Below are 14,291 nucleotides of genomic sequence, written 5' to 3'. Positions count from 1 at the left end.
GAGGGATAGCAGCTCCATGAGCGACCTTGCCAGAGAAATCACACCGGTAAACATCGAAGACGAGTTGAAAAACTCGTATCTGGACTATGCGATGTCCGTTATTGTCGGACGTGCGCTGCCAGATGTTCGTGATGGACTGAAGCCGGTTCACCGCCGCGTTCTGTACGCGATGAGCGTACTGGGTAACGACTGGAATAAACCATACAAGAAATCGGCCCGTGTCGTCGGGGACGTGATCGGTAAATATCACCCACACGGTGACAGCGCGGTTTACGACACTATCGTGCGTATGGCCCAGCCGTTTTCACTGCGCTACATGCTGGTGGACGGCCAGGGTAACTTCGGTTCCGTCGACGGCGACTCCGCCGCGGCGATGCGTTATACCGAAGTGCGCATGTCCAAGATTGCTCACGAACTGTTGGCGGACCTGGAAAAAGAAACCGTCGACTTCGTGCCTAACTATGATGGCACCGAGCAGATCCCGGCCGTCATGCCAACCAAGATCCCGAACCTGCTGGTCAACGGCTCGTCGGGTATCGCCGTGGGCATGGCCACCAATATTCCACCGCACAACCTGGCGGAAGTCGTCAACGGCTGCCTGGCCTATATCGACGATGAAAACATCAGCATCGAAGGGCTGATGGAACACATCCCGGGGCCGGACTTCCCGACGGCGGCGATCATCAATGGCCGCCGCGGCATTGAAGAGGCCTACCGCACCGGGCGCGGCAAAGTCTACCTGCGCGCGCGCGCGGAAGTGGAAGCCGACGCCAAGACGGGGCGCGAAACTATCATCGTTCACGAGATCCCGTATCAGGTGAACAAGGCGCGTCTGATCGAGAAGATCGCCGAGCTGGTGAAAGAAAAACGCGTGGAAGGCATCAGCGCGCTGCGCGACGAGTCCGATAAAGACGGCATGCGCATCGTGATCGAAGTCAAACGCGACGCGGTCGGCGAAGTGGTGCTGAACAACCTGTATGCGCTGACGCAACTGCAGGTCACCTTCGGCATCAACATGGTCGCGCTGCATCAGGGCCAGCCTAAGCTGCTGAACCTGAAAGACATCCTCGAAGCCTTCGTGCGTCACCGCCGCGAAGTGGTTACCCGCCGCACCATCTTCGAACTGCGCAAGGCCCGCGACCGCGCCCATATCCTGGAAGCGCTGGCCATCGCGCTGGCCAACATCGATCCGATCATCGAGCTGATTCGCCGTGCGCCGACCCCGGCCGAAGCGAAAGTTGCGCTGGTGGCGCAGCCGTGGGATCTGGGCAACGTCAGCGCCATGCTGGAGCGCGCCGGTGACGACGCCGCCCGCCCTGAGTGGCTGGAGCCGGAGTTCGGCATCCGCGACGGCAAATACTACCTGACCGAGCAACAGGCTCAGGCGATTCTGGATCTGCGCCTGCAGAAACTGACCGGCCTGGAGCACGAGAAGCTGCTGGACGAATATAAAGAACTGCTCAACTTTATCGCCGAGCTGATCTTTATTCTGGAAAGCCCAGAGCGCCTGATGGAAGTGATCCGCGAAGAGCTGGTGGCAGTCAAAGAGCTGTACAACGACGGCCGCCGCACCGAGATCACCGCCAATACTTCCGACATCAACATCGAAGACCTGATCAACCAGGAAGACGTGGTGGTGACCCTGTCTCATCAGGGCTACGTGAAGTATCAGCCGCTGTCCGACTATGAAGCTCAACGCCGCGGCGGCAAAGGCAAATCTGCGGCGCGTATTAAAGAAGAAGACTTTATCGATCGCCTGCTGGTGGCCAACACCCACGATACGATCCTGTGCTTCTCCAGCCGTGGCCGCCTGTACTGGATGAAGGTGTACCAACTGCCTGAAGCCAGCCGTGGCGCGCGCGGTCGCCCAATCGTCAACCTGCTGCCGCTGGAAGCCGATGAGCGTATCACCGCCATCCTGCCGGTGCGCGAGTATGAAGAAGGGCGCCACGTGTTCATGGCCACCGCCAGCGGTACCGTGAAGAAAACCGCGCTGACCGAGTTCAGCCGCCCACGCAGCGCCGGCATCATCGCCGTCAACCTCAACGAGGGCGACGAGCTGATCGGTGTCGATCTGACCGACGGCAGCAACGAAGTGATGTTGTTCTCCGCCAACGGTAAAGTGGTACGCTTCCCGGAAACGCAGGTGCGTTCGATGGGCCGCACCGCAACCGGCGTGCGCGGCATCAACCTCGGCGAAGGCGACAGCGTGATCTCCCTGATCGTGCCGCGCGGCGAAGGCGACATCCTGACCGTGACGCAAAACGGCTTCGGTAAACGCACCGCCGTGACCGAATATCCGACCAAGTCACGCGCCACCCAGGGGGTTATCTCCATCAAGGTGAGCGAGCGTAACGGCCAGGTGGTCGGCGCCGTACAGGTGGAAACCAGCGACCAGATCATGATGATCACCGATGCCGGCACGCTGGTGCGTACCCGCGTTTCGGAAGTCAGCGTGGTGGGCCGTAACACCCAGGGCGTGACGCTGATTCGCACGGCGGAAGACGAAAACGTCGTCGGCCTGCAGCGCGTGGCCGAGCCGGTGGAAGACGAAGAGCTGGACAGCCTGGAACCGGGCGCGGAAGCGGTGGAAGAAGACACCACGCCGCTGGACGATGGCGACGACGCGGCTGAGCCGATGGACGACGACAACGTTTAAAGCAGGGTGAGGGCGTCGGCATGCCGACACCCTAATGCACTGAGACAGAAGGGCCTGGCAGCGATGCTAGGCCCTTTTTCAGTTATATGGTTTAATTGGCGCACCGAGCCGCCGGCTGCCGCGCCGGCGAATGCGTGCACCGCCACTGACTTTCGTATGGTATCCGATTGAAATACTTAGCCTCTTTTCGAACTACGCTGAAGATATCCCGCTATCTGTTCCGGGTGCTGGCGATTTTGCTGTGGTCGTTGGGAGCGCTGCTCACCACCTTTTATATTCTGAATATCCTGCATCAGAAAGAGTCGGATATCCGGCAGGATTACAACCTTAACTTCGATCAGGCGCAGGGCTACATCCGCCATTCCGCCGACATCATCCGCGACATCAAGTATATGGCGGAGAACCGTCTCAACGGTTCGGTCAGCAGCCTGGACATGTTCAGCGGCGTGTTTCCCGGCAAGGGCAGCCCGCCGCAATTCTTTCCGCTGTACCCGGAGTCCAACTGCACGCTGAGCACCACCTACCGCAGTTCGCTCGATTCGCTGAGCGGCCTGATCCAGTATTGGAAAGAGAACTTCGTGGCGGCCTACGATCTCAACCGGGTGTTCTTCATCGGCGGCGACAGCCTGTGTATGGCGGAGTTCGGCGGCGGCAACGCGAGCGCCAATCGGGAAAACGTGCTGAAGTCGCTGCACGAGCGCATTCTGAAATACCGCAACGCCAAGAATCTGGACAAAGACAACAACCTGTATTGGATCAGCCCTAGCGCGCAGCGGCCGGACGTCGGTTATCTGTACGTGCTGACGCCTCTCTATATCGGCAACAAGCTGGAGGCGTTGCTGGGCATCGAGCAAACCGTTCGGCTGGAAGATTTCGTTACCGCCGGCAACCTGCCGATCGGCGTCACGCTGCTGGATGAGAACAACGAGCCGGTGCTGCGCCTGGCGGATGGCGAACGCTATGCCGCTGCGCTCAACAGCTACCCCGAAGAGCATGCCTACTTCGGTTATGTCGACAATTACCGCGACCTGATCCTGAAGAAAGCGCTGCCGCCTTCTTCGCTGAGCATCGTCTATGCGCTGCCGGTGAAAAGCGTGGTGGAACGCTTCAAAATGCTGATCCTCAACGCGCTGTTGCTGAACCTGCTGTCGGCCATCGTGCTGTTCACGCTGGCGTGGCTGTTTGAGCGCAAGATGTTCCTGCCGGCGGAGGACAACGCGTTTCGCCTGGAAGAGCACGAGCAGTTCAACCGCAAGATCGTCGCTTCGGCGCCGGTGGGCATCTGTATCCTGCGCATCAGCGACGGCACCAATATCCTGAGTAACGAACTGGCGCACAACTACATCAACCTGTTGACCCACGAAGATCGCGATCGCATAACGCGCATCATTTGCGAACAGCAGGCGAATTTCGTCGATGTGATGACCAGCAACAACAACAACCTGCAGATCAGCTTTGTCCATTCGCGCTACCGTAACGAAGAGGTGGCGATTTGCGTGTTGGTGGACGTCAGCGCGCGCGTGAAGATGGAAGAGTCGCTGCAGGAGATGGCGGCGGCGGCGGAGCAGGCCAGCCAGTCGAAATCGATGTTCCTGGCCACCGTCAGCCATGAGCTGCGCACGCCGCTGTACGGCATTATCGGCAACCTTGATCTGCTGCAAACCAAGGCGTTGCCGCAAGGGGTCGATCGGCTGGTCAATGCGATGAACAACTCTTCCGGCCTGCTGCTGAAAATCATCAGCGACATTCTCGATTTCTCCAAAATCGAGTCCGAGCAGTTGAAGATTGAACCGCGCGAGTTCTCCTGTCTGGAGGTGATCACCCATATCGCCGGCAACTATTTGCCGCTGGTGGTCAAGAAACGTCTGGGGCTGTACTGCTTTATCGAACAGAACGTGCCGGAGCGCATCTTCGGCGATCCGGTGCGGCTGCAGCAGGTGCTCTCCAACCTGGTGAACAACGCCATCAAGTTCACCGATACCGGCTGTATCGTGCTGCAGGTCTGCAGCCGCGGCAGCTACCTGGAGTTCAGCGTGCGCGATACCGGCGTCGGCATCCCGGAGAAGGAGATTTCGCGCCTGTTCGATCCGTTCTTCCAGGTGGGGACCGGCGTGCAGCGTCATTTCCAGGGCACCGGCCTGGGATTGGCGATCTGCGAGAAATTGGTCAACCTGATGGACGGCGACGTCTCCGTCGAGTCCGAGCCGGGCCTGGGCAGCTTGTTCAGCATTCGCATTCCATTGTTTAACGCCCAGTTCCCGATCCCGCAGGCCAGCGATACCTGGCAGGGGCGTCGGCTGTGGCTGGATATCCGCAATCAGCGGCTGGAAAGCTACCTGATGGCGATCCTGGGCGGCTACGGCGCCGATATCCAGCGCTATGACGGGCAGGAGACCGCCGCGGGAGAGGTGCTGCTCAGCGATCATCCGCTGATGCTGGATGCGCCGCTGCTGGCTCAGATCCAATTCTCCACCGAGCATATTGGCCCATCACAGGAAACCCGGCCGGGCTATTGGATGCACAGCACCTCCACGCCGCGTGAAACGCTGACCTTGCTCAACCGGTTGTTCGGCGTCGGCAGCGGCGCGGCAGAGGCGCTGGTGCAGCTGCCGGTGCCCGCCAAGGCCAGCGCGGCGGACAACGGCGATATTCATCTGCTGGTGGTCGACGATCATCCGATCAACCGTCGCCTGTTGTCCGATCAGCTGGGATCGCTGGGATATCAGGTGGTGACCGCCAACGACGGCGTCGACGCGCTCGGCGTGCTGAAACAGCATCGCGTCGATATTGTGCTGACCGACGTCAATATGCCGAATATGGACGGTTATCGTCTGACGCAGGCGCTGCGGCAGATGCAGTTCAGCGCGCCGGTGATCGGCGTGACGGCGAACGCGCTGGCGGAAGAGAGGCAGCGTTGCCTCGAGGCGGGTATGGATAATTGCCTGTCGAAACCGGTCACGCTGGAGACGCTGGAACAGACGTTGGCTTACTACAGCCAGCAGGTGCGCTACAGCCGCAGCGAGGCTTGAAAAGCAAACAGGCACGGCGAATGCCGTGCCTGTTTGGCGTTAACCTGCCGTGAGTCAGGCGTTAGTCTTTGTCCAACGGCGTCATGCTGACGGAGGAGAGGTAGTTGAGCAGGGCGATGTCGTTCTCGACGCCCAGCTTCATCATCGCCGATTTCTTCTGGCTGCTGATGGTTTTGATGCTGCGGTTGAGCTTCTTGGCGATCTCGGTCACCAGGAAACCTTCGGCGAACAGGCGCAGCACTTCGCTCTCTTTCGGCGACAGGCGTTTGTCGCCATAGCCGCTGGCGCTGATCTTCTCCAGCAGTTTAGAGACGCTTTCCGGCGTGAACTTCTTGCCTTTCTGCAGGGCGGCCAGCGCCTTCGGCAGATCGGTAGGCGCGCCTTGTTTCAGCACGATGCCTTCGATATCCAGATCCAATACCGCGCTCAGGATCGCCGGGTTGTTGTTCATGGTCAGCACGATGATCGACAACTGCGGATAGTGACGCTTGATGTACTTAATCAGCGTGATGCCGTCGCCATACTTGTCACCCGGCATCGACAGATCGGTGATCAGCACGTTGGCGTCCAGCTTGGACAGATTGTTGATCAGTGCGGTTGAGTCTTCGAACTCCCCAACGACATTCACCCATTCAATTTGCTCAAGTGACTTCCGGATGCCAAACAGTACGATAGGATGGTCATCAGCAATAATTACGTTCAGGTTATTCATGTTGTTGGCTACCTTGCTTCAGCAGTCTGCTGACGAAAAAATCAATCTGACTGATGTTATTCTCGATCTCGGGCGCATCACCTTCTGCGATGCGCTGTTCTAACGATTCGCACAGCTGCTTGCCGGGAAGCAGATTTAACATGGCAAACACGCCTTTCAGGCGATGTGCGGTTTGTGACAGCGCATTGAAATCACTGCTGCCCGCCTCAGTATACAGTTTTTTGACATCGTCGGGTACTGTATCGACAAACAGCCCATAGTAATCACTTGATTTCAATTGTTTTTCATAGAGTTGGATATCTTCTGAACTCAATGAAAGCGGGCTTTCTTCCTGTTCCAGCGCGGCCATTTGCTGTTCGATCAGTATCAGCACGGCGTCGATTAATGCGCCGTTCAGGTTGTAGTTCACCCGAATGTAGCGTTTATCCAGCGCTTGCCAACCCGGCTCATCGGTCGCCAGCAGCAGGGTGTAATCATCGGCTCGCTGCGGGTTATCGGTCAGCAGCACGTCATAATCGCGATTGACCGCGCGATCGTCGGCGACGAGGCAGTCGGCGCCGTAGGCCTGCAGCAGACGGGTCACGATGCCGCGCACTTCATCCGACGTGACGTCCAGCAGGGCGGTGACGCCGTCGAGCAGTTTTTCCTGCTCCTGCGGCTCTTTTTTCTCCATCTCCATGGCGACGCGAATGGTGTAGCGAGTGCCGATATCCACCTTGCTGCGAATGTCCAACTGGCCGTTAAGCTTCTTGCACAGCTGATTGCACAGGAAGAAGGTGAGGCCGGAACCGTGGTTGAAGCGATCCACCAGCGTCTGGCTGAGGAACGGATAGTTGAGGTTGCTGATCTCTTCGTTGGAGATGCCGGAGCCGGTGTCGTTGATTTGGAAAATCAGGCGATCCGGGTGCTCTGGCTCATGGTCGACAACCAGGGAAATCTTGCCGCAGGCGGTGGTGATAATGGCGTAATGCACCAGCAGCGAGATCACCTTGCGCAGCGCGTTGGCGTCGCCGATATAGTTCTGCTCGACGTCCAGCTGGAAATGCTTGAACAGCGCCAGCCCCTTCTGATTAAGGGCGGGCAGGGCCTCCAACAGCAACTCGTCGATCATCGCCGTCGGGCTAAACGGCTCGCGCGAGGGTTGCCAGTCCTGGGTTTCCAGCCGGGTCAGCAGGGTGATGTTATCGATCAATTCCAGCACCGAAGCCGACGCCGCCGTCAGCTGGCCCAGCAGCGCCTGCTGCTGTTCCTCATCCGGCCGGCCGTGCAGACGATCGACCAGATCGTGCATCTGGCGTACCGGCTGATTCAGCTCAATGCCCAGGTTGTGCAGCATCAGCTTGCGCGCCTGAACGTTTTTGTCGTATTCGCGCCGTGCCTGCTGCAGCCGCTTGTTCACCATCACCTCTTTATCCTGATCGTGCATCAGGAACAAGTAGGTGTCCGGCGACAGCTGGCTGCGGAAGATGCGGATTTCATACACCTCGTTGTTGACCGTCGCCTGGATCACCCCGTGATGCTGTTCGGCCATATGGGCGATCTTTTGCAGACTGAGGTGCGGCAACAGGTGCTCGGCGATTTTATTGCTGGCGATCACCGCATTGTTGGCGAAGCTGTAGACCAGCAGGCCGGAAGGCAGGCTGGAGACGATTTCCTGATTCAGCGCGCGCTCGGCCTCCAGTTCCACCGCCATGTTTTCGCTCGGGCGAATGTACTGGCGGCGGATAAAGTAGATGCTCAGCATCGACAGCGCCAGCAGCAGCAAGTTGACCGCGATCAGCCAGATGTTGTTGCGCAGCAGGTCGATGGCCAGATTGATGGCCGAAACGCGATACACCACCTTCAGCGGCGCATTGGGCAGGGCGGCGCTGAACTCCACCCAGCCGCCGCTCATCGTCGCATGGGTGCCGAGGACGGTTTCCGCCGGGATGGTGCTGTCGTCGAGATCGACATCGTCCGGCTGCAGCAGGAAATTGGCGCGGGCCAGATTGGCCGGAATGATGTCGTTGATCGGCAAGTCGAAGGCGATCACCGTCGCCAGATGCCCTGGCTGATTGAAAGTGGTGCGAATCGAGAACGAATAGGCGTTCTGGAAGCGCTGCTTGCGCAGATCGGAAAAGCTCTCGCGCTCGTCGAGCATATTGGCCTGCTGCAGCATCTCGGCGCGGCGTTCGTCCGCCGAGGTGGTCAGGTAGCTTTCCCGAAAGCGCGAAGCCAGCTCTTTGAGCGGCTGGGTGGTGATCAGGCTGAGGCTGTTGTCCTGACCATTGAGGTAATACATGGCGTAGTTTTCGGTCTTGGCGCCCCAGCGGGTGTCCAGGTAGTCCGAGATGTTGGCTATCATCGCCAGCGTGCTCTCGTCATGGCTGCCGAAGATCACCGCGTCGGTTTTCTTGTGCGGTTTCTCGATATAATAGACGTCGGGCCGCAGGCGGGTTTCCTGCAAACCGGGATCGACATTCTGCGCCGGCGCATTGCCGAATTTGTCATAGACCTGATAGGTCATATAGCGGTAGGTATCGATGCGCTTTTGCAGCGAACCGGCAATGCTGTTCAGCGCGTACTTCTTTTCCGCCAGCCAGGCGTTGGTGTAGTTGTAGCCATACAGGCCGATGCCGATCGTCAGCAGCACGATAAACAGCAGGAAGCAGCGGGTAATGTTGCTGGAGCTGATGGTCAATTGTTTATTTTGCATAGTGGCTGCGCATTCCTGAATCAGCGAGTGACGGCCCTGGCGCTGGCGGTCACCGCCAACAGCAGAGCGGCTACGCAGGCGAAAGCCACCGTCAGGCTGGAAAACTGAGCGATGAAGCCGATCAGCGCCGGGCCGGCCAGAATACCGGCATAGCCGACGGTGGTGACGGAGGCGATCGCCAAATTGGCCGGCATGTCGCGCTGGTTGCCTGCAGCGCTGAACAGGATCGGCACCACGTTCGAGGCGCCCAGGCCGACCAGCATGAAACCGACCAGCGACACGGTGGCGTGATTGAAGGCGATGGCCAGACTCAGGCCGAGAGCGGCGCACAGGCTGCCCAGCAGCAACACCCGGTAGCGGCCCAGCGAATTCACCACCCGATCGCCATTGAGGCGACCGAGCGTCATGGTGATGGAAAACAGCGCATAGCCCAGACCGGCCTGGCTGTGTTCGACGCCGCGCAATGTGGTGAGGAACAGCGCGCTCCAGTCGAGCATCGATCCTTCCGCCAGGAACATGATGAAGCAAAGAATGCCGATGAACATCACCCAGCCGCGCGGCAAGACGAACATCGGCCCGCCGTCGTCGGCGCCGCTCTCACGCAGCAGATGGCGGCTGGCGAGCGCCAGCAGCACTATCACCGCCAATACGGTAAGCAGGGTGGATTGCAGCGGCGTCAGTCCCAGCCACAACAGCGCGCTGACGCCGCCGGCACCGGCAATGCCGCCGATGCTGAAGAAACCGTGAAAGCCGGACATCATCGCCTTGCCGCTGGCGCGTTCGACGATCACCGCCTGAACGTTCATCGCTACGTCGATCATGCCGATCGCCGCACCGAACAGCAGCAGCGCCACGGCCATGCCGCCGAGAGAGTCCATCAGCGCCAGCAGCGGCAGATCGATGCACAATCCCAGCCCCGCCATCAAGATCACCGAGCGGCAGCCCAATTTGCCGGTCAGGAAACCGGTCAGCGGCATCGCCAGCATGGAGCCGGCGCCGATACAGAGCAGCAACAGGCCGAGCGAGCCGTCGTCGATGCCGATGCGCGCTTTGGCGAAGGGGACCAACGGCGCCCAGGCGGCCATGCCGAGACCGGCGACGAAAAAGGCCAGACGGGTGGCGATCTGTTGAGGAACGCCGGGCGTTTGCTGTTCATTGCACAAGGTGGCTGTCATGTAAGCGTCAGGATCTTGGGTCAAAAGAATGGTGAAAGTTACTGACAGTTTTTATCACAATCCGCGATCCGGGTCGAAAATATTCGTGCCTGACACATCCCTGGCGCCGCCTCTGCGCACCAGCCACAGCGCGATAGCCTGGACAATATAGTCCTTTTGCCGCTCGTCCAGTGCGACGCCCTGCGGTATGCCGTGCCACTTTTCCAGGCAGCCGCGGCAGCAGGTGGCGGTGGCGTGCTGGGCGACGAATACCGGGTGGCCACGCATCGGCGTTTGCTTGCCGTCGTTTTTAGGGTAGGCGGCGGCCAGGCGGCGATCGATAAAATCGCGGGCATGGCTGAGGATAAGGGGCAATCCTTTGCCCTCCAGATAAGCCTGGTCTTTGGCATTTAAACGAAAGCGAGCGCGGAAGGGGGAACTTTGCAGCCGCCGCCACAGCACGTCGGGTTGAAAGGGCATCATGAATTTTACTCGCTGAAGGTGCGCTTTTTTCAGATTACCAGAACTGAAACTCTGCGGCTAATTGTGCCTGCGGCGGGAAATAATCGGCAAGATAAAGCACGAAATGAAAAGCAAGCTCAATTTGTAGGCTAAAATAAGGAAAAAGATTAGCAATTAGTGCGGCAGTAAATTAATGAAACTATATCATTGGGTTATTTATTTGCTTGCTATTTGTGTGAGTAGAAATTGTGAGGGGAGTATGGAGGGAAATAAAAAAACCGGCCAGAAGCCGGTTAAAAGGAATGCAGAAATTATCTTCCGATAATGAAGGTAATAATGAAAATAATGATGATAGCGAAGTGATTATAGCGGCTGCGTGTGGGGAGCGTTTTGGCACAATGTGCTTATTGCCCGTCTCAATTGTATGGTTGGCTTTTTTTTCTTAAAGATATGTATAACTACATGATTTTTTATCAATTAATCTATTCTTTGTCTTTAAGTGCTTTATTTTGTTTGTCTGTAAGGTTTTGTGAAAGTTCGCGCGTATTTACATTTTGAAACCTTTATTAATTACACTGAAACACTATCGGATACTTGGTATCATTTTCTTTCTGGATTAATATAACCCTTGTTACCAGAATGGTAATGCACAGTCGTGCTAATAATGCTCGAAAAGGGCAGTGGCCGTAGCTCGACATAATTAACGAGGATAATAACGATGAAACTTCGAGTACTCTCTCTGATGGTACCCGCACTGCTGGTTGCAGGCACAGCAGGCGCGGCGGAAATCTACAACAAAGACGGTAATAAACTGGATTTGTACGGTAAAGTCGACGGTCTTCACTATTTCTCCAGCAACAACGGCGTGGACGGCGATCAGTCTTATATGCGTTTTGGCCTGCGCGGCGAAACGCAAATCAGCGATCAGCTGACCGGGTACGGCCAGTGGGAATATCAGGCGAACCTGAACCACGCTGAAAACCAGGACAACAAGAACTTCACCCGTTACGGCTTCGCCGGTCTGAAATTCGGCGACTATGGCTCCTTCGACTACGGCCGTAACACCGGCGTGCTGTACGACGTCGCGGCGTATACCGACTTGCAGCCTGAGTTCGACGGTATGACCTACGGCGCCGACCAGTTCATGTTCCAGCGTTCCAGCGGCCTGGCGACCTACCGTAACAATGACTTCTTCGGTCTGGTTGACGGCCTGAACTTCGCCCTGCAGTACCAGGGTAAAAACGGCAACGGCGAAGAGACCAACAACGGTCGTGACGTCCTGGGCCAAAACGGCGAAGGCTACGGTATGTCCATGAGCTATGACATGGGCTACGGCATCAGCGCCGCGGGCGCCTTCTTCAACTCTCGCCGCACCAGCGAGCAGAACGGCGCCGGCGCGTACCGCAATATTATGGGCCGCGGCGACAAGGCGGAAGGTTACTCCGGCGGTCTGAAATATGACGCCAACGACGTTTACCTGGCGGTGATGTTCACCCAGTCCTACAACGCGGCGCGTTTCGGCAGTTCCGACAGCAGCGTTTATGGCTACGCCAACAAGGCGCAGAGCTTCGAAGCCTACGCGCACTACCAGTTCGACTTCGGTCTGCGTCCGTTCGTGGGCTATAACCAGACCAAAGGTAAAGACCTGGGCCGCGCCGGCAACGGCAAGGACTACGGCGATCAAGATCTGGTCAAATTCGTCGACCTGGGTGCGACCTACTTCTTCAACAAAAACATGTCTACCTATGTTGATTACAAAATCAACCTGGTGGACAACAACGATTTCACCGACGCTGCCGGCATCAACACCGACAACGTGGTTGCCGTGGGCCTGGTTTACCAGTTCTAAGCACCAGCGTGTGAATGACACAGCGCGGCCTTCGGGCCGCGTTTTTTTTGCCGGTAAAAAGCACGGATTGATCCGTTGTCGGCATGGGAAGCGCTTCGGATCGCCTCCGCTCGGCCTACGCTGTGAGTACAGCAAACAGAACGGAGGTGATATGGAACTCAAGATCGATAAGGTGATCGAAACGGTGCTGTACGTCAGCGACATTGAACGCGCGGACGCTTTTTACCGGCAGGTGCTGAAGCTGCCGGCAATGGTCGCCAATGAACGGTTTCGCGCCTATAACGTCGGCGATCGGAGCGTACTGTTGCTGTTTATCGAGGGCGATTCGCTGCGCGGGGCGCAGTATCCGACCGGGTTTATTCCCGCGCACGATGGCGTGGGGCCGGCGCATATCGGGCTGGCGGTGGCGAAAGAGCAACTGCCGCACTGGGAACGGCATCTGGTGGCCAACGGCGTGGAGATTGAGGGGCGAATGCGTTGGGAACACGGCGGGGAGAGCATTTATTTTCGCGATCCCGACGCCCACCTGCTGGAGCTGGTGACGCCGGGCATCTGGGCCAATTACTGATCGAACCCGCCTTGCGCCAACATGTCCAACGCGGCATTCAGCACCTGCAGCGCGGCCTGCGGTTGCTGCTCTATCTGCACTCTGACGATGGCGCCGTCGATCAGCATCGCCAGCATTGCCGCCCGCTGTTCCTGCTGCGGCCCGGCGGGCAGGTGGCGCGCCAGTTCATCCGCCATCTGCCGCTTATGCCGGCCGGCGATGTGCAGGCTTTCCGGCAGCAGATCGGCTATCTCCACCGCAGTATTGATAAACGCGCAGCCGCGAAAGCGCGGATCGTCGAACCATTCCGCCAGGCAGGGTACCAGCGCCGGCAGCAACCCGCCGGTCTGCGCCACATGGCGGGCCAGTGATGTGCTGAACCAACTGAGCCACTGCTGATGGCGATAGGTCAAAAACGCCGTAATCAAATCGTTCTTGCTGGGAAAGTGGCGGTAGAAGGTCACTTTGGTCACGCCCGATTCCTTGATGATGCGATCGATACCGGTGGCGCGGATCCCTTCTTGATAAAACAGATCGTGCGCCGTCAGCAGGATGCGCTGGCGGGCGGGCAAGGCGTTGAGATCGGCGGTCATCATTTTCTCCGGGGCTATTTTCGAGTGATTGTAGACAACTCTGTCTACTTGCGCTAGCGTAAAGATGTAGACAGAGTTGTCTACATGCCTTCACTCAGGAGATGAACATGAGCATTAAACCCCCATTGCCGCCTTTTACCCGCGAATCCGCCATCGAGAAGGTGCGGCTGGCGGAGGATGCCTGGAACAGTCGCGATCCCGAACGCGTATCGCAGGTGTATTCCCTCGATACCCACTGGCGTAACCGCGCGGAGTTTGTCGACGGGCGCGCGGCGGTGGTCGGCTTTTTGCAACGCAAATGGGCGAAAGAACTGGAGTATCGGCTGATTAAGGAGCTGTGGGCGTTTGACGGCGCGCGCATCGCGGTGCGTTTCGCCTATGAATGGCGCGACGATTCCGGCAACTGGTATCGCAGCTTCGGCAATGAAAACTGGGAGTTCAATCAGGAGGGGCTGATGATCAACCGCCATGCCTGCATCAACGACATGCCGATTCGCGAACAGGATCGGCGTTTTCATTGGCCGCTCGGCCGGCGCCCGGACGATGTTCCAGCGCTGAGCGATTTCGGTTTTTGAATCTGCTGGCACGCCG

10 protein-coding genes are annotated in these 14,291 nt (G+C 58.1%); 5 read left to right on the top strand and 5 right to left on the bottom strand.

Annotation, left to right across the window (positions count from 1 at the left end):
• The first annotated feature begins 16 nt into the window (after window positions 1-16).
• Together gyrA and rcsC are read left to right on the top strand one after the other, a co-directional pair.
• Window positions 17-2,659, top strand: coding sequence for a DNA topoisomerase (ATP-hydrolyzing) subunit A (gene gyrA / locus SSARUM_RS16235; protein WP_004935906.1), 2,643 nt, complete (start codon window positions 17-19; stop codon window positions 2,657-2,659).
• A gap of 167 nt (window positions 2,660-2,826) precedes the next feature.
• A complete protein-coding gene (gene rcsC / locus SSARUM_RS16230) occupies window positions 2,827-5,688 on the top strand; it encodes a two-component system sensor histidine kinase RcsC (protein ID WP_060430350.1) in 2,862 nt (953 codons plus the stop codon).
• A gap of 61 nt (window positions 5,689-5,749) precedes the next feature.
• On the opposite strand, the gene rcsB is transcribed toward rcsC, so the two are convergent.
• The 4 genes from rcsB to SSARUM_RS16210 are packed head-to-tail and all read right to left on the bottom strand — an operon-like array spanning window position 5,750 to window position 10,732.
• The gene (rcsB, locus tag SSARUM_RS16225) at window positions 5,750-6,400 is read right to left on the bottom strand and encodes a response regulator transcription factor RcsB (protein WP_004935900.1); all 651 of its coding nucleotides are present in this window, start codon (window positions 6,398-6,400) and stop codon (window positions 5,750-5,752) included.
• The gene (rcsD, locus tag SSARUM_RS16220) at window positions 6,393-9,095 is read right to left on the bottom strand and encodes a phosphotransferase RcsD (RefSeq protein ID WP_033653782.1); all 2,703 of its coding nucleotides are present in this window, start codon (window positions 9,093-9,095) and stop codon (window positions 6,393-6,395) included. Before rcsD ends, rcsB begins: the two co-directional genes overlap by 8 nt.
• Before the next feature lie 20 nt (window positions 9,096-9,115).
• Window positions 9,116-10,270: an MFS transporter gene (locus SSARUM_RS16215; protein WP_033648025.1), complete on the bottom strand. Its 1,155-nt coding sequence runs from the start codon at window positions 10,268-10,270 to the stop codon at window positions 9,116-9,118.
• 54 nt (window positions 10,271-10,324) lie between these two features.
• Window positions 10,325-10,732: a DUF4186 domain-containing protein gene (locus SSARUM_RS16210; protein ID WP_089185413.1), complete on the bottom strand. Its 408-nt coding sequence runs from the start codon at window positions 10,730-10,732 to the stop codon at window positions 10,325-10,327.
• Window positions 10,733-11,429: 697 nt separating this feature from the next.
• On the opposite strand from SSARUM_RS16210, the gene ompC reads away from it, so the two are divergent.
• Together ompC and SSARUM_RS16200 are read left to right on the top strand one after the other, a co-directional pair.
• Complete coding sequence (ompC, locus tag SSARUM_RS16205; protein ID WP_033635297.1) at window positions 11,430-12,560, top strand: porin OmpC; 1,131 nt, start codon at window positions 11,430-11,432, stop codon at window positions 12,558-12,560.
• A 151-nt stretch (window positions 12,561-12,711) separates the two neighbouring features.
• Window positions 12,712-13,128 carry a VOC family protein gene (locus SSARUM_RS16200; RefSeq protein ID WP_033635296.1) on the top strand — a complete coding sequence of 139 codons (417 nt, stop codon included), beginning with the start codon at window positions 12,712-12,714 and terminating at the stop codon, window positions 13,126-13,128.
• On the opposite strand, the gene SSARUM_RS16195 is transcribed toward SSARUM_RS16200, so the two are convergent.
• Window positions 13,122-13,700 (bottom strand): TetR/AcrR family transcriptional regulator, encoded by a 579-nt coding sequence (locus tag SSARUM_RS16195; protein WP_039565032.1) that lies wholly within the window; start codon window positions 13,698-13,700, stop codon window positions 13,122-13,124. The two genes, SSARUM_RS16200 and SSARUM_RS16195, sit on opposite strands and share 7 nt — an antisense overlap.
• Window positions 13,701-13,807: 107 nt before the next feature.
• On the opposite strand from SSARUM_RS16195, the gene SSARUM_RS16190 reads away from it, so the two are divergent.
• Window positions 13,808-14,275 carry a nuclear transport factor 2 family protein gene (locus SSARUM_RS16190; protein ID WP_025303631.1) on the top strand — a complete coding sequence of 156 codons (468 nt, stop codon included), beginning with the start codon at window positions 13,808-13,810 and terminating at the stop codon, window positions 14,273-14,275.
• The last annotated feature ends 16 nt before the right edge of the window (window positions 14,276-14,291 follow it).

It is taken from the genome of Serratia sarumanii, from assembly GCF_029962605.1.
Lineage (GTDB): Bacteria > Pseudomonadota > Gammaproteobacteria > Enterobacterales > Enterobacteriaceae > Serratia > Serratia sarumanii.
Note: the sequence above shows the minus strand (reverse complement) of the source record. Positions and strands in the feature narration are given on the sequence as shown.